Below are 16844 nucleotides of genomic sequence, written 5' to 3'. Positions count from 1 at the left end.
CCTCTGGGGGACGCCAACCGGTTTGGTGATCGGAGGGAGTAAGCGCTTTGGGCCGCTTCCGGGCTCTAGGTGGGTGAGGAGGTGCTCATGGGAGACACGAAGACCGACCGGGACGAGGAGTTCCAGGCGTTCATCGTCGGGGCCTGGCCACGGCTGCTGCGGACGGCGTACCTGCTGGCCGGGGAGCAGTACGCGGCCGAGGACCTGGTGCAGTCCGCGGCGGAGAAGGCCTGCGCGGCCTGGGCGAAGGTGCGACGGGCCGGCGATCCGCACAGCTACGTGCGGCGGATCCTGGTGAACGAACACGCCCGCCGCTGGCGCCGCCGCGCGCCGGAGCTGCTGGTGTACGCGGTGCCGGACGAGGCCGGAGCGGAGGACTGCTACGCCCGCTCCGACCAGCGCGGCGCGCTGATGACGGCGCTGGCCGCCCTGCCGGCCCGCCAACGCGAGGCCGTGGTGCTGCGGTACTGGGAGGACCTGAGCGACAGCCAGGCCGCCGAGGCGATGGGCTGCTCGGCCGGAGCCGTGCGCAGCCACGCGGCCAAGGGGATCGCGAGACTGCGGGGGGCCGCAGCGCTGAAGGAAATCAAGGGCATGACGAGCATCGGAGGTGCGGTATGAGCGCGGGCGGCAACGGCGGGACGGTCGGTATGGGCGCGGCGGGCGACGACGGCGACGTGTGGGTCGGACTCGGCCTGGCGGACGTGGCGGCCGGGGCCAGGATCAGCCCGGCGCCGATGGCGGACATCATGGCGGGCGGCCGCCGGATCCGGCGCCGTCGCCGGTCGGTGGTCGGCGCGCTCGCGCTGGCCTCGGTGATGGTGCTGGGCGGCGGGACGATGGCGGGTCTGCACAGCTCCCCCGCAAGCAGCGGCGCCCAGGCGCTCGTCCCGGCCAACGGCGGTCCCGGCGGCGGCACCGGGGGCGGTCCGGCCGCCCAGCCGTCCGGCACGGCGACGGCCGAGCGGGACCCGTTCACCCCGGTCCGGGTGGTGCTCGCCCAGGGCGACACCCCCAACGGCAAGACGTGGAAGCTCTGGACGGCGCTCTGGCCGGTCGCCCCGAAGGAGCGGGCGTACGAGCAGGCGGTGGCCGTCTGGGAGGAGCGCCACGCCGTCGACCCCTCGCTCGACAAGCCGACGGAGGCGTACGTCCAGCAGTACTGGCAGCCCAACGAGGACGTCGTGAACGACTACGTCACCCTGGACGGGGTGCGCCAGCCGTACGACAACGCGGGCAGCTACCCGGCGCCGGGCCACCTCGACCCGCGGATGGCCGACACGTTCAGCGGCGGCCTGATGGCCCCCCGGGACAAGGCCGGCACGCCCGGTCCGCTCCCGATCAAGCTCGCCGTGATGGCCCTCGGCCCGGACGTCGGCAAGGTCCTGGTGACCTGGTCGGACGGCACGGTCATGGAGCCGTGGCTGAAGGCCGTCGGGGACTCCCCGTACCAGCGGCTGGTGGTCCCCGAGCAGCCGGGCAAGAAGGTGACGTCGTGGCAGTTCTTCGACAAGAACGGCGCCAAGCTGCCGGACGCCGGCGTGAAGATGCTGTCCGAGTAGCGGTCGCCGCGACCGGCTGAACACGACCGGGCCGGCCACGACCGCCCGACCAGGCCCGCGGGGCCGGCCCGCTCCCCCGGCGGGCCGGCCCCGCGTCGGCGTGCGGGGCGGTCGGTGCGCGGGGCGGTCGGCGTGCGGGGCGGTCGGTGCGCATCGCGGAAACGTGGGAGAAAGTGCTCCCCCGGTCGAGGGAGGTCATTGGCGGGCCGCCCGAGCAGACTGGCGATCACAGCCGGGGAGGACTTCCCGGCCTCCCCTTGATTGCACCGGAGTTGACTCGTGCGTGAGCAGATGCGGCAGCCGCTTTCCCCCCGGCCTTCCTCCTGGCGTTCGTCCCGGCTTTCCTCCCGGCTTTCCTCCCGGCGCCCGCAGGCCGGTCGGCGCGGGGTCGTCGTGGCGGCGGCGGCCGCGGTGGCCGTCGGCGTCATGACCGCGGGCACCGCCCTGGCGCCGTCCACGGCCGCCGCCGCCCCCCGCCCGGACACCGTCCAGCAGGGGCTGAACGCGCTGGTCCGTGACGACGGCCTGCCCGCCGCGCTGGCCAGCGTCCAGGGCCGTGACGGCCGCACCCGCACCTACACCGCGGGGGTCGGCGACGTCACCACCCGCGCGAAGGTGCCGGTCGACGGCCAGGTGCGGATCGGCAGCAACACCAAGACGTTCACGGCGGTGGTCGTGCTGCAGCTGGTCGGCGAGGGGAAGATCGGCCTCGACGAGCCCGTCGAGACCTACCTCCCTGGCCTGGTCCGCGGCGACGGCATCGACGGGCGCCACATCACGGTCCGTCAGCTCCTCCAGCACACCAGCGGGCTCCCGGACTACGAGGGAGACCTCGACGAACCCTCCCTCCAGCACCGGTACTTCGAGCCGCGCGACCTGCTGGACATCGCCTTCCAGCACAAGGCCGACTTCGCCCCGGGGGCAAGCTTCAAGTACAGCAGCACCAACTACGTGCTCGCCGGCCTGGTCGTCCAGAAGGTCACCGGCCGCCCCATCGCCGAGCAGATCGACCAGCGCATCATCAAGCCCCTCGGCCTGCGGCACACCTACTACCCCGCCCAGGGCGACCGGACCATCCGCGAGGCCCACCCCCAGGGCTACCGCAAGGACGCGGCCGACGGACACCTGATCGACTTCACCGAGATGGACCCCTCCGCGGGCGGGGCGGCGGGCCAGATGATCTCCACCAACTCCGACGTCAACCAGTTCTTCACCGCCCTCCTCGGCGGCCGCCTCCTGCAACCGGCCCAGCTCGCCCAGATGCGCACCACCGTCCCCATCGGCGACAGCGGCGCCGCCTACGGCCTGGGGCTCATCAGCCGGCCGCTGTCCTGCGGCGGCGTCTACTGGGGCCACGGCGGCGACATCCCCGGCTACGAGACCCGGGGCGGGGCGACGGACGACGGCCGCGCCGTCAACATCGCGGTGACCACCGTCCCACCGGACGCCGCCGGCTCGGAGCACGTCGAGAACGTCGTGGACACGGCCCTGTGCCGCTGACCGAAGTCCGGTGAGGGAGTGGGAAGTCGGCGGGTCCGACTTCCCACTCCGCTTTTCCACTCCGCTCAGCTTCTGTCCCGAGGTGAAACCCCTAGAGCTGGGTGACGCCGCCGTCGACGAGCAGTTCCGCGCCGGTGGTGAAGGAGCTCTGGTCCCCGGCCAGGTAGAGGGCGGTGGCGGCGACCTCCTCGGGTCGGCCGATGCGGCCGAGCGGGGTCGTGGCGACGGCCTGATCGACCTGGGGGTACGCCGCCCGCAGCTCGTCGGCCCCGGGGGTCGCGACCGGGCCCGGGGTGAGGGCGTTGACCCGGATGCCCCGGCCGGCGAGTTCGGTGGCCCAGGTGCGGGCGAGGCTGCGGATCGCGGCCTTGGTGGCGGCGTAGACGCCCAGGCCCGGGACGCCGCGCAGGGCCGCGCTGGAGGAGAGCAGGATCACCGAGGCGCCGGCCGACAGCAGCGGGAGCGCCTTCTGCACGGTGAAGACCGTGCCCTTGAGGTTCACGGAGGTGGTGTGGTCGTACTCCTCCTCGGTGATCTCGCCGAGCAGGCCGAAGTCCCCGAGGCCGGCGTTGGCCACGACGACGTCGAGCCGGCCGCTGCGCTCGGTGATCTCGGCGAAGAGCCGGTCGAGGTCGTCGAGCTTCGACACGTCGCCCCGGATGCCGATGCCCCGGCTGCCGACCTGCTCGACGGCGGCGGCCAGTTCGGCTTCGCGGCGGCCGGTGAGGTAGACGGTCGCCCCCTCGGCGGCGAAGCGGCGGGCGATGGCCAGGCCGATGCCGGTGGAGGCGCCGGTGACGAGGGCGGTCTTGTTGTCCAGCTGTCCCATGAGATTCTCCGAATCTTGACGTAACTATTCTTGTTACATTTCTGGGCGCAGAAAGCGGCGCAGAAAGCGGCGCAGGAAGCGGCGCGGGAAGCGGCGCAGGAAGCGGCGCGGGAAGCGGCGCGGGAAGCATTGCCACGGCCGAGGCTAGGCGGCCTTCAGCACGTCGCGCAGCACATCCTCCAGCGTGGTTCCCGCCAACTCCCGGCGGAGGGTGGCCTCGATCCCGTCGTAGACGGCGGCCATCACCGGAGCGATGCCGTGGCCCACGACGCACTCGGGGTCGGGCGTGGCGGGGTGCAGGGCGAAGATCGGTCCCGGCTCCACCGCCTCGTAGACGTCGAGCAGGGTGATCGCCGGCAGGTCCCGCGACAGCGTCCAGCCGGCCCCGGCACCCCTTCGCGAGTCGACCAGGCCCGCCTTGCGCAGCTGGGCCAGCAGGCGGCGGATCACCACGGGATTGGTGTTGACGCTCGTCGCGATCTGCTCGGAGGTGGCGACTTCGTGGCCACGGCGCTGGTACAGCCCGATCCAGGTCAGGGCGTGCGCGGCGACGGTCAACCTACTGTTCGCACTCATGCCGCCCATCACCCCTCTCCATGTCGTAACTGTAATAGTTACATCGGCCTACGACAAGCCCCGGCGGAGTCGAGTGGGAAGTCGGCGGGGCCGACTTCCCACTCCTCTTGCTTTACGGGGTGGTTGGGGTGGAGGTGGAGACGGGGCGGGGGTGGCGGTTCGGGGGGTGGTGCGCGGTGAGGGGGTGGATCCAGGCGAGAAGCGCGAGCAGGAGGACGAACGGAAGGAGGGTGCAGAGCGTCGCGCTGCCCGGGCTATGGCGGGGTTCAGGACGCATCGAGGGCGATGGGGAGGTCGAGCTCGGCCCAGACGGTCTTCGCGTTGGGGTGGCGGGGGATGGCGCCCCAGCGGTCGGCGAGGGCGTCGATGAGGGTGAGGCCGCGCCCGGACTGGGAGTTGGGGGCGAGGACGGCGGGCAGGGCGGGGAAACGGTCGCCCCTGCAGTCCGAGATCTCGATGCGCAAGGTTGTGCCCCGGCGCACGGTGGTGGTGAGACAGAGGTGAAGCTCGAACCCGCGCCCCGGAACGCGGCCATGGGTAGTCGCGTTAGCGGCGAGCTCCGCGACGATCAGGAGAGCCGAGTAGTACGGCTCGGTGTGGGACAAGTTCAGCCCCCAGGTGGTGAGTTGACGCCTGGAGATGCGCCGGCAGACGGCGGCGCCCTTGGGGGTGGCGGCGAGGGTGACGGTGTGACGGCGGGGGCTGTCGAGCGGGATGTCGGTCGTCATGGAAAAAATCGTGGCGCCCCGGAAGTACGCTGACCATGCATCCGGGGAGTACGGAGAGTGTCTGTCCGGGTGCGGACAGCTTTTGTTCGTGTGGCCGAATCACTAACGGGGTGGTCGCGATGGGCGCAGGACGCAACATCGAGTCGGACGACGACGTTCGCACGGAACTGCAGGAGGACCTGAGCGAGGTGTCGGACTTCTTCCGCGCCATCGGGAAGCAGATCAAGCTCCTGCGGGAGCGGGCCGGGATGACGCAGAAGGAACTCGGCGAACGCGTCGGCTACGGAGAGCACTTGATCGGCGCGGTCGAGCGCGGAAAGCGCACCCCGCAGCCGGAGTTCCTGGTAGCGGCGGACAAAGTCCTCAACGCCGGCGGCCTGTTGGCCATCACGAAGGACGACGTGATGCGGGCGCGGGCCAAGGCGCGGCTGCGGCACCCGGCCTGGTTCCGGGGCTACGCCGCCCTGGAGGTCGACTCGATCGAGACGCACAACTTCGCCACGCTCGGCATCCCTGGGTTGCTCCAGACCGAGGAGCACGCCCGAGCTATCTTCGCGATGAGGCAGCCTCCCCTGTCGGAGGAGGTGATCGAGATGCGAGTCGCCGCCCGAATGGCTCGTCAGGAAGTGCTGACCCAATGGCCTCGGGGGATGTTCAGCTGGGTGATCGACGAGAGCGTGCTGCGCAGGCCCCTGGGCGGGTGGGACGTGCACGCGGCCCAGCTCCGCCGGCTCCTGGAGGTCGGACGGACTCGCGGCATGGTCATCCAGGTGCTGCCACTGAGCAAGACAGAGCACGCGGGTATGGGTGGATCGTTCATCCTGATCACGCCCAAGGGGCGACCCCAGCACGCCTATATCGAGGCGCAGACGAGCAGTAGGCTGATCACCGATCCGGACGAAGTCCGGATCATGAACGCGCGCTACAACATCCTCAGGGCGCAGGCCCTTGGTCCCGAGGAGTCCCTGGCCTTGATCGAGAAGATCCTGGGAGAACGATGAGCACCGAGCTGGCATGGTTCAAGAGCACCTACAGCAGCAACGAAGGTGGCGAGTGCATCGAGGTCGCCGAGACGACCCACGTCATCCACGTGCGTGACTCCAAGGACAAGAGCGGCCCACAGCTGGCGTTCGAGCCGGCCACATGGCAGGCGTTCGTGGCATTCGCCGCGACCGCCGAGGTCTGATCAACGTCCTCCCAACGGCCCACCGCCTACCGGGCGGCGGGCCGTTGGCGTACCGTCAAGCTGACCGCGCCGTCCCACACTTAGGGGGAGCAGTGAGCAGCGAACTCGTCTGGTTCAAGAGCAGCCACAGCGGCAACGAGGGCACCACCTGCATCGAGATCGCCTGGCACAAGAGCAGTCACAGCACCAACGAAGGCGGCCAGTGCATCGAGGTCGCCGAGACGACCGACGCCGTCCTCGTCCGCGACTCCAAGGACGCCTCCGGTCCCCACCACACCTTCACCCCCGCCGCCTGGCAGGCGTTCGTCGCCTTCGCCGCCACCGCCGAGGCCTGATCAACGTAGTTCCGGTCACTCCGGTTCGAAGGCTCGCAGGGTGTCCTCGCCGTCGGTCCACAAGACCCCGAGCCGCTGCCAGGTCAAGAGCCATCCGTCCCCGTCACGGCGGAACTCCCAGTCGTAGGGACCGCCTTCGGCCCAACAGGCGGACCAGGTCCGCCAGTCCTTGCGGTCCAGTGCCCGCCAGCCGCGGATCATGAGGGCGTGCAGGGCGTCCCGGTCCTCCAGGCCACGTATTCTGCGCGCCAGGTCGTCGAGAGCGGGGGTGTGCAGCATTCCGGTTCCTTCCGTCACTGGGCGCTCGCCGCAGGTCGAACGACGATCTCGTTCACGTCGACGTACGGCGGCTGGGAGATTGCGTAGGCGACGGCGTCCGCGATCGCGGAGGCCGGCAGGGCCACGGCGCGGTACGTCCGCATGGCCGCCCGGGCGGCCGGGTCCGCGATGCCGTCGGCGAGTTCGGACTCCGTGACGCCCGGCGAGACCAGCGTGACCCGGACGTCACCGGCGGACTCCTGACGCAGGCCCTCGGAGATCGCACGGACCGCGAACTTGGTGGCGCAGTACACGGCAGCGGTGGGAGATACCTCGTACGCGCCGACGGAGGCGATGTTCACGATGTGCCCGCCACCTCGGGCGCGCATCACGGGCAGGGCGGCGGAGATGCCGTGCAGGACACCCCGCAGGTTCACGTCGATCATGCGGTCCCACTCCTCCGTCCTGAGCGCCTCCAGCGGCGACAGCGGCATCACCCCGGCGTTGTTGACCATCACGTCCACGCGGCCGTACCGCTCTTCGGCCGCTGCCACGAAGTCCCGCACGTCGGCGGCCTCGGTCACGTCCAGGCGCCGGGCCGCCGCCGTGCCGCCCGCGGCGGTGATCTCCGTGACGAGTTGGTCCAGGCGATCGGTGCGCCGTGCTCCCAGGAACAGGCGGTGGCCGTCGGCGGCGAGCCGGCGGGCGGTCGCCTCGCCGATCCCACTGCTGGCACCGGTGATCGCTACGACCTTGATTGTCCGGTCCGGCATGACTGCCCCTTGTCTCTCGGTAGGGCACCGAGTCTGGGCGAGGTGTTCCGGGCGGCCCAGGCCGTGTGCTGCCTGGGTGCGGTACACCCAGGCAGCACACCGGGCCCGCGGCCTAGCCTGGGCACATGACCGACAACCAGCTGGGTGAGTTCCTGCGGGCGCGCCGTGCGGCCGTGCGGCCGGACGAGGTCGGGATGCCGAGCCATGGCGTGCGCAGGGTCGCCGGGCTGCGCCGCGAAGAAGTCGCCGTACTGGCAGGGGTGAACGCGGACTACTACACCCGGCTGGAACAGGGCCGTGAACGCCACCCGTCCGCGCAGGTGGTGGACGCGCTCAGCCGCGCGCTGCTGCTGGACACCGATGCCCGGGCGCACCTTCACCAACTGTCCGGAACCGCACCGTCCCAGCGGCCCGTCGCCGTCACCGACCAGGTCGCCCCCGCCCTGCGCGTCCTGCTGGACGGCTACCCCAGCACTCCGGCGTTCGTCATCAACCCGATCCTGGACATCCTGGCCGCCAACGCCCTGGCCGAGGCCCTGTACTCCCCCTTCGAAGCGATGGACAACCTGGCCCGCATGGTCTTCCTCGACCCGGCAGGTCGGCCGTTCCACCCCCGATGGGAGCGGACGGCAGAGACGGTGGTCGGGCACCTGCGCCAGGCGTCCGGCGTCGACCCGGGCAGTCCGAGCCTACGGGCTCTCGTCGGCGAACTCAGCACGCACAGCACGGACTTCGCCCGGCTGTGGAACACCCACACCGTGCGCGGCAAGACCCGCGAGCACAAGCACATCCACCACCCGGACGTCGGCGGCATGACCCTCACCCACCACGCATTCGACGTGCGGGACGCCCCCGGCCAGCAGTTGATCATCTACCATGCCGAACACGGCAGCCCCAGCGCCGAGGCACTCAGCCTGCTCGGCTCCGTACACGCCACACGCGTCGGTAGGTGATCACGCAGCAGGCGAGCCTGAGGAACGCTTCGTGCCAGGGGGACCCTCCGGCCCCCACCACACCTTCACCCCCGCCGCCTGGCAGGCGTTCGTCGCCTTCGCCGCCACCGTCGAGGTCTGATCGACTTCCCCCTCAACGGCTCACCGTCTAAAGAGCGGTGGGCCGTCTGCGCGCCCGGGTGAACCGGCGGTACGCGAGATGGACCGCGAGGCCCAGCAGGGTCATGATGACGGACGCGACCAGTGCGACCACATCGAGCACGTTCCGGCCCAGTGAGTTCCAGAAACCGATGCTCGAAGCAAGGGCGGCGGTGTCGGTGTGCTGGGGGTCGTACACCACCGTCACGGTGTCGCGGGCCTTGACGCTGTCGGTGACGTAGGCGAGTTGGGTCTCGACGGATACCCCCTCGGACGTCGTGAACCGCACCCGGCAGTGGGCGTTGCCCGCCGGGTTGTCCTGCGGCGCGCTCACCTCAGTGCACTCGGTGACGACCGCCGACACGTGGACGCCGCGGCTGCGGAGAGCCGACGTCACCCCCATGTCGTGCGGTATCAGGTAGACCAGGCTGAGGACGAACAGCAGGACCCCCAGGCCGATCATCGCGAGCGAACCGTCCCGCACGGTCCGGCCGTGGTCCGGCGCGTTCTCCATCGATCCCCCCGGTGTCGGCCCAACTGCCCACGTGCGCTCACGCTACCCGCACCCACCGACACCGGCTTCCGAGCAGGGCAAACCTCTGGTCGAGATCCGCCGACGGGCCCGGCTCCCCGGTCATCCGGCGTAACACCTGGTGCACGGTTCGCCCCGGCAGCGAAGGATGGTGCGTGGACTACCCACAGACCCGCCCGCCCACGCCCGGCCAGGGCAGCGACACGGAGGAACACCTCGATGACATCCGCCCCGACCACGACACGCCGTCGGCGGAGCAGGGCCGCACTGGCCGCCTGCGCGACCGTGCTGGCCGTCTCCGCCACCACCCTCGCCGCCGGGACCGCCCCCGCCCACGCCACCACGGGCGTGCGCGAGTTCACCCGGACCGCCACCTTCACCGTCCCCGTCGGTGTCACCGGCCTGTTGATCGACGCCTGGGGCGCCGGTGGCGGAGGCGCCGGCGGCACCTCGACCACGCCCGTGACCGGCGGCGGGGGCGGGGGTGGCGGCGGATACGTGCACGGCGCGATCACGGTGCTCCCCCTTGAGCAGGTCACCATCACCATCGGGGCCGGTGGCGCGGGCGGTGCGGTTGGCGCCGTGGGCTCCGGCGGCACCAGCAGCACCGTCGCGATCGGTTCGACGGTGCTGGCCACCGCCCAGGGCGGCGGCGGGGGCTTCGTGCCGAACGGGGATTCCCCTTCGTACGCCAGCGGCGGCGCAGGGGGCGGCGGCACCGCACCCGCCGAGACCCCCTTGGGTGGCGGCGGCTACGTACGCCCCGGCGCGGCCGGGGGCAGCACGACCAGCGTGTTCTTCCCGAACCCCACCTCGCCGGGGGGCACCGGCGGCCAGCCCGCGAACACCGGGAGCGCCAACCCGGGAGACGCCGCGACCGGCGGGCCGGGCGGCGAGTCCGGCGCCAGTGGCACCTCGCCCGGCGAGGCCGGAGCGCCGGGGTACGCGCTCATCCACTGGTCGTTCTGAGCACCCGACTTCACAAGGCCGAGCCTGGACGGCACCGAACAGGGGATCCGGTCGGTGCCGCAGCAGCCCCGGCCGGATCTGTCAAACGGCGCACACCCGTTGTGAGTGGACTGGTACGTTCCGCACATGGACTTCAATGCCGTCGCCAACTCGTTCGTGCCCCACTACTACAACACCTTCGACTCCGGCATCGAGGGTCGCTCGAACCTCAACAGCCTCTACCGACCCGAGTCGATGCTCACCTGGGAGAACACCCAGGTCCAGGGGCAGCAGAACATCCTCGCGAAGCTGACGACGCCCGAACTGGCCACCGTCAAGCACAAGGTGAACACCACCGACGCGCAACCCGCCCCGGGCAACGGCGTACTGGTCACCGTCACGGGCAGCTTCGTCATCGACAACGCCTTCGACAAGCCCCTGCAGTTCACCGAGACGTTCAACCTGCAGCCGATCCCCGGCCAGCCCGGCGGCTTCTTCGTCTACAACCAGATCTTCCGCCTCGTCTTCGCCTGAGCCGCCAAGGGCCCGGGGCTTCCCGCCGGCTTCCCGCTCGGCGAGCGGAAGCCCCGGACCGGCGCCACGAGTTGGAGGAAGGGTGCACCTGCGCGAGCTCCGGCCGGACGACGCCCCCGCCGTCCGCCGCATCTACAGCGGCAGGTCGGTCGCCGACCTGTGGTTCGGCCAGATGACCGCCGCCCAGGCCCACGACTACGTACGCGAAGCCCGGGAGGCCGACGCGCACCGGCCGCGCACCGCACGCGCCCTCGGCATCGACGTCCACGACGACCTGATCGGCATCGTCCGACTCCGCATCACCGGCCACACGGGCAGCCTCAGCTACATCCTGCGCGAGGACGCCTGGGGCCACGGCTACGCCACCACAGCGGTGCGCCGGTTCCTCACCCACCACCGCACCCCACGGGTCACCGCCGAGCACCGCGTCGGCAACCCCGCCTCGGGAAGGGTCCTGGTGAAGACCGGCTTCGTCGTGACCACCGTGACCGACGAGATCGTCCGCTACGAACTGGGCTAGCGACTGACCTGCCACCTCCGACTCCCCGGGGCCCGCGCCGGGCGTGACGCGGACCTTTGCGTGTGTTTATATTGAACAATGGTTCAACCAAAAACCGGACACCCCCATGCCCCGCACGCCTGAGGCCTCGGCGGCCGTCCGCGAAGCAACCCGCGCCAAGATCCGGCGCGCCGCCGTCCTGCTCATGGCCGAACAGGGCTACCGCGCCACCACCCTGCGCCAAGTCGCCACCCGGGCCGCCGTCGCCGACGGACTGCCCTCCCGCTACTTCGGCAGCAAGGACGGCCTGCTGATCGACATCGCCGACGGCTGGCGCGAACGCACCCGCGCGGCGCTCGCCGCCCAACCGGCCGACAGCCCCGCCGACACCCTGCAACTCCTGGTCCGCTCCGCCCTGCTCGGCCTGGACACCGCCCCCGAAGAGATCGAGGAGAGCCGGGCCGTCTCCGCCCTCCTCGCCGACCCCGAAGCCCGAGCCGTCCTGGTCGCCGCAGGCGCCGACCTCGCCTCCGCCGACCTCCTCCAGGCCCTCGACGAAGCCCTGGTCGCCTGCCACGTCCCCGACCCCGCCGCCGCCCGCCTGCTCCTCCTCGCCGGCATCCGCGGCGGCCTCACCCTCGCCGCCGAGGACCCGGCCTTCCCGCTGCGCGACCTGGAAGCGGCCCTGCTCGCCCACCTCCTGCCGACGGCCTGACCCCTCCCCCGAGCTTGAAAGGCCCCGCCATGACCGCCGAGACCGCCGAGACCGCCATCCGCCCCTACCGCATCGCCATCGAACAGCACCAACTCGACGACCTGCGCGACCGCCTCGCCCGCACCCGCTGGCCCGACCAACTGCCCGGCGCCGACTGGGACTACGGCGTCCCACTCCCCTACCTCCAGGACCTGGCCGAGTACTGGCGGACCAGCTACGACTGGCGCACACACGAGGCCAGGCTCAACACCTTCCCGCAGTACACCACCACCATCGACGGCGCCAACGTGCACTTCCTGCACGTCCGTTCACCCGAACCCGATGCCACCCCGCTGATCATCACGCACGGCTGGCCCGGCTCAGTGGCCGAATTCCTGGACATCCTCGGCCCGCTCACCGACCCCCGCACCCACGGCGGCGACCCGCGCGACGCCTTCCACGTGGTCGCACCCTCCATCCCGGGCTACGGCTTCTCCGGACCAACCAGCCAACTCCACTGGGACTACCGGCGCGTGGCGCGCGCCTGGGCCGAACTGATGAACCGCCTCGGCTACCCGCGCTACGGCGCCCAGGGCGGCGACTGGGGCTCCGGCATCTCCCGCGAACTCGGCCTCGCCGCCCCCACCCGGGTCATCGGCGTGCACGTCAACACCTCCCCCACCTTCCCCACCGGCGACCCGGCCACCCTCGACACCATCGACCGCGAACGGCTCGACACCTGGGCCCGCCACCAGGCCGAAACCTCCGGCTACACCGCCGTCCAGGCGACCCGCCCGCACACCGTCGGCTACGCGCTCACCGACTCACCGGTCGGCCAACTCGCCTGGATCATCGAGAAGTTCCGCGAATGGACGGACTGCGACAGCAGCCTCCCCGAAGACGCCGTGCCCCGGGACCACCTCCTCACCAACGTGATGCTGTACTGGCTCACCGCCACCGCCGGCTCCTCCGCACGGCTGTACAAGGAGTCGGCCCGCAACGGCTGGACCGAGGCCACCCCCTCCACCATCCCCACCGGCATGGCCGTCTTCCCCCACGACATCACCCTCCCGGTCCGCGCCTTCGCCGAACGCATCGACAACATCGTGCACTGGACCGAGTTCGACCACGGCGGCCACTTCGCCGCCCTGGAACAGCCCGACCTGCTGGTCGCCGACATCCGGACCTTCTTCCGCTCCTTGGCGGATGGTTGGAGCGAGGTCTGAGTTGCGTCCGCCTCCACTGCGCCCCGATGCGCCCTTGACTCCACACCCAGGCGGGGCCCAAGGTCGTTGCAACTGGGCGCAACTGACTCGACAGCGGAGGCGGTTATGAAGCTACGGTTCGTCGGCAAGGACCCCGAGTCCGGGGACCACGGGTGTCCCTCCGTATGGGTGGACGAGGAACGGGCAGAGCTGGTGATTCAGGGCTGGAAAGCGGACGAGGCGACGGAAGTCGAGTGCCTGAAGGCCGGGCCGATTCCCGAGCACGAGACCGTCATCCGGCTGCCCCGGCGCATGATTCCACTTCTCAGGGAGGCCCTTGGTGGCACAGACGCTCTCTAGCTTCGCCGATCTGATCAAATCCGCACGTCATTCGGCGCTGCACCTTGAGATGCGAGACTGGTACTCGGTGGAGAGCGAAACCGAGGGGTTCGCCGCGTGGCGCCACGGGAAGAGACTCGATCCCGACAACCGCGATTCCTGGTGGCGACCTTGGCTCGATCTGGTACAGGAAGTCACCGGCCGAGGCGTCGCGATTCGCCGCGCCCGTGTGGTCTCGGAACCGGTGAGCGATTACATCCGCTTCGAACACTCCGGCACTTTCACCAACATTGCCGCTGGCGAAGATATCCGCTGGCTCCCCAGACGCAGCGCGTCCGGAATCGCTCTTCCCGGCAATGACTGCTGGATCTTTGACGGTCGACTCGTTCAGTTCAACATTTTCGATGGTGCCGGCCGATGGGTCCACACGGATCAGACGGAGGACGCCGCGATGGTAGCGCTGTGTGCTTCGGCTTTCGAAGCGGTCTGGGAGTCCGGGATCCCTCACGAGAAGTTCACCGTCTAGCTTTCCGCACAGAAACCCGATCGGCTAGTTCATGTCCTCCAATCCGCTCTCCAGCGCGAAGTCCGCACGTGCGGCGCTAGCCGCGCGCCTGGACGCGATGAAGAAGGACGCCGGGCTCACAGGGGATGAACTAGCCGCTCGTTGTGGATGGCACAAGTCAAAGTCATCTCGGATCTCGCGAGGCGTGACTCCACCATCGGACGCCGACATCCGCGCATGGTGTGCCGCCTGTGGCGTCGATGACCAGGCGGCAGACCTCATAGCCGCCTCGCGTTCCGCTGATTCCATGTACATACAGTGGCAGCAGATTCACCGTGACGGCATGCGGAAGATCCACGAAAAAACGGTTCCGCTATACCAGCGAACCCGACACTTCCGCGTCTACGCGTCCAATGTCGTACCGGGGATGCTGCAAACCGCCGAATACGCATCCGGCCTTTTGCGCTCCATCACGGACTTCCAGGGGACACCTGACGACGTCGACCAAGCCGTCCAGGCCAGGATCGAGCGATCGAGTGTCATCCGCAACGCAGGGCAGCGGTTCGCGATTCTGGTCGAGGAATCGGTCTTGTATTACCGAGTGGCCGACGATGCCGCGATGGCGGGCCAGCTCGGTCATCTCCTGTCGGTGATGGCACAGCCGAACGTATCCTTCGGAATCATCCCCTTCGGCGTGCGTCGTTCGGTTTGGCCACTTGAAGCGTTCTACGCCTTCGATGAAGACCTGGTCGCCGTGGAGACCTTGACGGCGGAAATCAACATCTCGACGCCGAGCGAAATCGGCACCTACCACAGGGCGTTCGCCGAGCTGGCGAAACTCGCCGATCGGGGTGCGGCAGCACGCGCGTGCATCACCAGGGCCGTCAACTCCCTCGGGTGAACCGGTGCAACCGAGTGCAACTTCGTGGACCGTGTCACTCATGGCTTCCTACTGTCGATCTGACGGCACCTCATCGGTCAATGCCGGTTGGGGGCCGCCTCCCTTCAGCATCGAACAGGAAGGCAGTGCAGTGAGCGACCTGTACGAGATCGAGATCCCGGCCGGACTCGCCGCCTACAAGGCGTGCGGCGGGAACCAGGGTGGGGGTGACGACGGGGAGTCGTGCGTGACCCTGCGGGAGGTGCCGGGGGTGGCCGGCGGGTTGTGGGTGATGGGTGACACCAAGGCGCCGGGGCGGGAACTGCGCTTCACCACCGTGGAGTTGAGCTCCGCCGGTATCGACCCGGATCGCTTCACGACCTCCGCCTGACGTACCACCTCGCACCAGCGGGCCCCGTTCCCAACGCAACTGGGAACGGGGCCCGCCTCACACCCAGGGTAGAGCGCGCATGGATCACTGGAACAGGCCCGGCCTCCACTGGCACTGCTACGCGTGGGCGGGCGGCAAGCGGCCCGACGACGCCGAGCGGCGGCCGCCGGAACCGCAGAACGGCTTGCGGCCCGAATGGGGCAGCCCCGTACCGCCGTTGGAGGTCATGCACTGGCTCGCCAAGTCGGCGGCGCAGATCAGGCTCACCACCAACGACCCCGCCGAGGCGCTCGACTGGCTGGGCAAGCAGCTCGCCGACTCCCCCGCCTCGGAGGCCGACCTTCCCGCGTTCACCCGACTCGATCACGCCCTGGCGTTCCTCGACACGTTCCCGCACGACGTGGTGTGGACGTACTGGACACCCGGGCAGCAGCTCCGGTCGGTCGCCGCCGTGGCGTGCCCCCGGACGTTCAGCCCCACCTCCGAAACGCCCCCGCCCTGCCCGCTTCGACGGCGCTGACCGGCGCCGCTCGGCGGGTCGTGACAGCGTGTCGAGTGGCGGAGCGCGATCCGCGACGAGAGGGTGACCGACGCAGGACCTCACCTGAAGGAGCGAGAATGCCCGAAGTCACCACTCCGTACGCGACCGGCACCCCGTGCTGGGTCGATCTGATGGCGCAGGACCAGCAGGCGGCACTGGACTTCTACCGCGACCTGTTCGGCTGGCAGGGGCAGGTCGGCCCGGCCGAGTTCGGCGGGTACGCGGTCTGCGAGCTGAACGGCAAGCCGTCCGCCGGGATCGGCCCGGCGATGGCGCCGGAGGGGATGCCCACCCCGCCGACCGTGTGGACCAGCTACCTGTCGACCACCGACGCCCAGGCCACCCAGGACGCGATCGTCGGCGCGGGCGGCACCCTGCTGGTCCCGGCGATGGACGTCGGCGAGCTCGGCAGGATGCTGATCGCCGCCGACCCGCAGGGCGCGGTGTTCGGCGTCTGGCAGCCGGGCGAGTTCTTCGGCGCCCGGGTCGTCAACGAGAGCGGCGCGCTGACCTGGAACGAGCTGCACACCAGCGACGTACCCGGCGCCACCGCCTTCTACGGCGAGGCGTTCGGCATCGAGATCCAGCCGGCGCAGGGCGCCGAGCAGTACTGGGAGCTGCGGGTCGGCGGCCGGGCCGTCGGCGGGGTCTCGCTGCTCGACAACGACCCGCCCGGCACGCCCGCGCACTGGCTGACGTACTTCGCGGTGGACGACGTCGACTCCACCGTGGACGCCCTGGTCAAGCACCGCGGCACCGTCCTCGCCCCGCCGTTCGACATGGTGGCGGGCCGGATGTCGGTGGTGACCGACCCGCAGGGCGCGCCGTTCGCGGTGATCACACCGAAACCGATGTAGGTGGACGGCACGGCCCACCGCGCACGGTGTCGCGGTGGGCCGTCTCCGTCCGACTTCCGTCCGTACAACTCCCGCCCGTAC

General features: G+C 70.3%; 25 protein-coding genes. 19 read left to right on the top strand and 6 right to left on the bottom strand.

Translation table 11 applies throughout. The annotated features are described in order from the left end of the window. The first annotated feature begins 87 nt into the window (after positions 1 to 87). The 3 genes from AB0R04_RS00490 (at position 88) to AB0R04_RS00480 (ending at position 3062) form a co-directional block, all read left to right on the top strand. Positions 88 to 621: a SigE family RNA polymerase sigma factor gene (locus AB0R04_RS00490; protein WP_363366795.1), complete on the top strand. Its 534-nt coding sequence runs from the start codon at positions 88 to 90 to the stop codon at positions 619 to 621. Next, complete coding sequence (locus AB0R04_RS00485; RefSeq protein ID WP_363366794.1) at positions 618 to 1562, top strand: hypothetical protein; 945 nt, start codon at positions 618 to 620, stop codon at positions 1560 to 1562. The genes AB0R04_RS00490 and AB0R04_RS00485 overlap by 4 nt, the downstream gene beginning before the upstream one ends. Before the next feature lie 393 nt (positions 1563 to 1955). After that, a complete protein-coding gene (locus AB0R04_RS00480) occupies positions 1956 to 3062 on the top strand; it encodes a serine hydrolase domain-containing protein (RefSeq protein ID WP_363366792.1) in 1107 nt (368 codons plus the stop codon). 91 nt (positions 3063 to 3153) lie between these two features. Here the strand turns inward: AB0R04_RS00480 and AB0R04_RS00475 are convergent, their stop codons facing one another. The 3 genes from AB0R04_RS00475 to AB0R04_RS00465 form a co-directional block, all read right to left on the bottom strand. Then, complete coding sequence (locus tag AB0R04_RS00475) at positions 3154 to 3891, bottom strand: SDR family oxidoreductase (RefSeq protein WP_363366790.1); 738 nt, start codon at positions 3889 to 3891, stop codon at positions 3154 to 3156. A 144-nt stretch (positions 3892 to 4035) separates the two neighbouring features. After that, the gene (locus AB0R04_RS00470; protein ID WP_363366788.1) at positions 4036 to 4467 is read right to left on the bottom strand and encodes an Rrf2 family transcriptional regulator; all 432 of its coding nucleotides are present in this window, start codon (positions 4465 to 4467) and stop codon (positions 4036 to 4038) included. 266 nt (positions 4468 to 4733) lie between these two features. Then, complete coding sequence (locus tag AB0R04_RS00465; RefSeq protein ID WP_363366787.1) at positions 4734 to 5195, bottom strand: ATP-binding protein; 462 nt, start codon at positions 5193 to 5195, stop codon at positions 4734 to 4736. Positions 5196 to 5314: 119 nt separating this feature from the next. On the opposite strand from AB0R04_RS00465, the gene AB0R04_RS00460 reads away from it, so the two are divergent. The 3 genes from AB0R04_RS00460 to AB0R04_RS00450 all read left to right on the top strand — a co-directional run bounded on the left by AB0R04_RS00460 (position 5315) and on the right by AB0R04_RS00450 (position 6716). Further along, positions 5315 to 6196: a helix-turn-helix transcriptional regulator gene (locus AB0R04_RS00460; protein WP_363366785.1), complete on the top strand. Its 882-nt coding sequence runs from the start codon at positions 5315 to 5317 to the stop codon at positions 6194 to 6196. Continuing rightward, positions 6193 to 6381, top strand: coding sequence for a DUF397 domain-containing protein (locus AB0R04_RS00455; RefSeq protein WP_363366783.1), 189 nt, complete (start codon positions 6193 to 6195; stop codon positions 6379 to 6381). Before AB0R04_RS00460 ends, AB0R04_RS00455 begins: the two co-directional genes overlap by 4 nt. A 92-nt stretch (positions 6382 to 6473) precedes the next feature. Then, on the top strand, positions 6474 to 6716 hold the full coding sequence (locus AB0R04_RS00450) for a DUF397 domain-containing protein (RefSeq protein WP_363366781.1): 243 nt from the start codon (positions 6474 to 6476) through the stop codon (positions 6714 to 6716). A gap of 15 nt (positions 6717 to 6731) precedes the next feature. Here the strand turns inward: AB0R04_RS00450 and AB0R04_RS00445 are convergent, their stop codons facing one another. Together AB0R04_RS00445 and AB0R04_RS00440 are read right to left on the bottom strand one after the other, a co-directional pair. Continuing rightward, complete coding sequence (locus AB0R04_RS00445; RefSeq protein WP_363366780.1) at positions 6732 to 6995, bottom strand: hypothetical protein; 264 nt, start codon at positions 6993 to 6995, stop codon at positions 6732 to 6734. Between the two features lie 14 nt (positions 6996 to 7009). Further along, positions 7010 to 7747 carry an SDR family oxidoreductase gene (locus AB0R04_RS00440; protein ID WP_363366778.1) on the bottom strand — a complete coding sequence of 246 codons (738 nt, stop codon included), beginning with the start codon at positions 7745 to 7747 and terminating at the stop codon, positions 7010 to 7012. Between the two features lie 125 nt (positions 7748 to 7872). Here AB0R04_RS00440 and AB0R04_RS00435 point away from each other — a divergent pair, with 125 nt between their 5' ends. Both AB0R04_RS00435 and AB0R04_RS00430 read left to right on the top strand, forming a co-directional pair. Further along, positions 7873 to 8700: a helix-turn-helix transcriptional regulator gene (locus AB0R04_RS00435; RefSeq protein WP_363366776.1), complete on the top strand. Its 828-nt coding sequence runs from the start codon at positions 7873 to 7875 to the stop codon at positions 8698 to 8700. A 31-nt stretch (positions 8701 to 8731) separates the two neighbouring features. Continuing rightward, the gene (locus AB0R04_RS00430) at positions 8732 to 8821 is read left to right on the top strand and encodes a DUF397 domain-containing protein (protein WP_363366774.1); all 90 of its coding nucleotides are present in this window, start codon (positions 8732 to 8734) and stop codon (positions 8819 to 8821) included. 27 nt (positions 8822 to 8848) lie between these two features. On the opposite strand, the gene AB0R04_RS00425 is transcribed toward AB0R04_RS00430, so the two are convergent. Beyond that, complete coding sequence (locus AB0R04_RS00425; protein WP_363366773.1) at positions 8849 to 9352, bottom strand: DUF3592 domain-containing protein; 504 nt, start codon at positions 9350 to 9352, stop codon at positions 8849 to 8851. Positions 9353 to 9589: 237 nt separating this feature from the next. Here AB0R04_RS00425 and AB0R04_RS00420 point away from each other — a divergent pair, with 237 nt between their 5' ends. From AB0R04_RS00420 to AB0R04_RS00370, 11 genes are all read left to right on the top strand, one after another. Continuing rightward, positions 9590 to 10339, top strand: coding sequence for a glycine-rich domain-containing protein (locus tag AB0R04_RS00420; RefSeq protein ID WP_363366771.1), 750 nt, complete (start codon positions 9590 to 9592; stop codon positions 10337 to 10339). Positions 10340 to 10465: 126 nt separating this feature from the next. Then, positions 10466 to 10852, top strand: coding sequence for a nuclear transport factor 2 family protein (locus tag AB0R04_RS00415; RefSeq protein WP_363366769.1), 387 nt, complete (start codon positions 10466 to 10468; stop codon positions 10850 to 10852). A gap of 82 nt (positions 10853 to 10934) precedes the next feature. After that, positions 10935 to 11372 (top strand): GNAT family N-acetyltransferase, encoded by a 438-nt coding sequence (locus AB0R04_RS00410; RefSeq protein ID WP_363366768.1) that lies wholly within the window; start codon positions 10935 to 10937, stop codon positions 11370 to 11372. 106 nt (positions 11373 to 11478) lie between these two features. After that, positions 11479 to 12066 carry a helix-turn-helix domain-containing protein gene (locus AB0R04_RS00405; RefSeq protein ID WP_363366766.1) on the top strand — a complete coding sequence of 196 codons (588 nt, stop codon included), beginning with the start codon at positions 11479 to 11481 and terminating at the stop codon, positions 12064 to 12066. Positions 12067 to 12095: 29 nt separating this feature from the next. Continuing rightward, entirely contained in the window at positions 12096 to 13271 is a 1176-nt protein-coding gene (locus AB0R04_RS00400) for an epoxide hydrolase family protein (protein ID WP_363366764.1), read from the top strand. 105 nt (positions 13272 to 13376) lie between these two features. Further along, positions 13377 to 13610 carry a hypothetical protein gene (locus AB0R04_RS00395; protein WP_363366762.1) on the top strand — a complete coding sequence of 78 codons (234 nt, stop codon included), beginning with the start codon at positions 13377 to 13379 and terminating at the stop codon, positions 13608 to 13610. After that, entirely contained in the window at positions 13591 to 14115 is a 525-nt protein-coding gene (locus AB0R04_RS00390) for a DUF6879 family protein (RefSeq protein WP_363366760.1), read from the top strand. The genes AB0R04_RS00395 and AB0R04_RS00390 overlap by 20 nt, the downstream gene beginning before the upstream one ends. 31 nt (positions 14116 to 14146) lie before the next feature. After that, complete coding sequence (locus AB0R04_RS00385) at positions 14147 to 14995, top strand: helix-turn-helix transcriptional regulator (protein ID WP_363366758.1); 849 nt, start codon at positions 14147 to 14149, stop codon at positions 14993 to 14995. A 130-nt stretch (positions 14996 to 15125) separates the two neighbouring features. Beyond that, on the top strand, positions 15126 to 15365 hold the full coding sequence (locus AB0R04_RS00380) for a hypothetical protein (protein ID WP_063349800.1): 240 nt from the start codon (positions 15126 to 15128) through the stop codon (positions 15363 to 15365). A gap of 79 nt (positions 15366 to 15444) precedes the next feature. Further along, positions 15445 to 15885 (top strand): hypothetical protein, encoded by a 441-nt coding sequence (locus AB0R04_RS00375; RefSeq protein ID WP_363366756.1) that lies wholly within the window; start codon positions 15445 to 15447, stop codon positions 15883 to 15885. A 98-nt stretch (positions 15886 to 15983) separates the two neighbouring features. Beyond that, the gene (locus tag AB0R04_RS00370) at positions 15984 to 16763 is read left to right on the top strand and encodes a VOC family protein (protein WP_363366755.1); all 780 of its coding nucleotides are present in this window, start codon (positions 15984 to 15986) and stop codon (positions 16761 to 16763) included. The last annotated feature ends 81 nt before the right edge of the window (positions 16764 to 16844 follow it).

Source organism: Kitasatospora sp. NPDC056731, from assembly GCF_040687675.1.
In the GTDB taxonomy this organism is placed as follows: Bacteria; Actinomycetota; Actinomycetes; order Streptomycetales; family Streptomycetaceae; genus Kitasatospora.
The sequence above is the reverse complement of the archived record's forward strand: the minus strand, read 5'-3'. Positions and strand labels throughout refer to the sequence as shown.

Excerpts from the sequence above, each read along its gene's own strand:
- AB0R04_RS00405 (WP_363366766.1), top strand. The coding sequence starts at position 11,479 with ATGCCCCGCACGCCTGAGGCCTCGGCGGCCGTCCGCGAAGCAACCCGC.
- AB0R04_RS00455 (WP_363366783.1), top strand. The coding sequence starts at position 6,193 with ATGAGCACCGAGCTGGCATGGTTCAAGAGCACCTACAGCAGCAACGAA.
- AB0R04_RS00370 (WP_363366755.1), top strand. The coding sequence starts at position 15,984 with ATGCCCGAAGTCACCACTCCGTACGCGACCGGCACCCCGTGCTGGGTC.
- AB0R04_RS00460 (WP_363366785.1), top strand. The coding sequence starts at position 5,315 with ATGGGCGCAGGACGCAACATCGAGTCGGACGACGACGTTCGCACGGAA.
- AB0R04_RS00425 (WP_363366773.1), bottom strand. The coding sequence starts at position 9,352 with ATGGAGAACGCGCCGGACCACGGCCGGACCGTGCGGGACGGTTCGCTC.
- AB0R04_RS00440 (WP_363366778.1), bottom strand. The coding sequence starts at position 7,747 with ATGCCGGACCGGACAATCAAGGTCGTAGCGATCACCGGTGCCAGCAGT.
- AB0R04_RS00385 (WP_363366758.1), top strand. The coding sequence starts at position 14,147 with ATGTCCTCCAATCCGCTCTCCAGCGCGAAGTCCGCACGTGCGGCGCTA.
- AB0R04_RS00375 (WP_363366756.1), top strand. The coding sequence starts at position 15,445 with ATGGATCACTGGAACAGGCCCGGCCTCCACTGGCACTGCTACGCGTGG.
- AB0R04_RS00475 (WP_363366790.1), bottom strand. The coding sequence starts at position 3,891 with ATGGGACAGCTGGACAACAAGACCGCCCTCGTCACCGGCGCCTCCACC.
- AB0R04_RS00470 (WP_363366788.1), bottom strand. The coding sequence starts at position 4,467 with ATGAGTGCGAACAGTAGGTTGACCGTCGCCGCGCACGCCCTGACCTGG.
- AB0R04_RS00465 (WP_363366787.1), bottom strand. The coding sequence starts at position 5,195 with ATGACGACCGACATCCCGCTCGACAGCCCCCGCCGTCACACCGTCACC.
- AB0R04_RS00435 (WP_363366776.1), top strand. The coding sequence starts at position 7,873 with ATGACCGACAACCAGCTGGGTGAGTTCCTGCGGGCGCGCCGTGCGGCC.
- AB0R04_RS00395 (WP_363366762.1), top strand. The coding sequence starts at position 13,377 with ATGAAGCTACGGTTCGTCGGCAAGGACCCCGAGTCCGGGGACCACGGG.
- AB0R04_RS00445 (WP_363366780.1), bottom strand. The coding sequence starts at position 6,995 with ATGCTGCACACCCCCGCTCTCGACGACCTGGCGCGCAGAATACGTGGC.
- AB0R04_RS00490 (WP_363366795.1), top strand. The coding sequence starts at position 88 with ATGGGAGACACGAAGACCGACCGGGACGAGGAGTTCCAGGCGTTCATC.
- AB0R04_RS00415 (WP_363366769.1), top strand. The coding sequence starts at position 10,466 with ATGGACTTCAATGCCGTCGCCAACTCGTTCGTGCCCCACTACTACAAC.
- AB0R04_RS00420 (WP_363366771.1), top strand. The coding sequence starts at position 9,590 with ATGACATCCGCCCCGACCACGACACGCCGTCGGCGGAGCAGGGCCGCA.
- AB0R04_RS00400 (WP_363366764.1), top strand. The coding sequence starts at position 12,096 with ATGACCGCCGAGACCGCCGAGACCGCCATCCGCCCCTACCGCATCGCC.
- AB0R04_RS00485 (WP_363366794.1), top strand. The coding sequence starts at position 618 with ATGAGCGCGGGCGGCAACGGCGGGACGGTCGGTATGGGCGCGGCGGGC.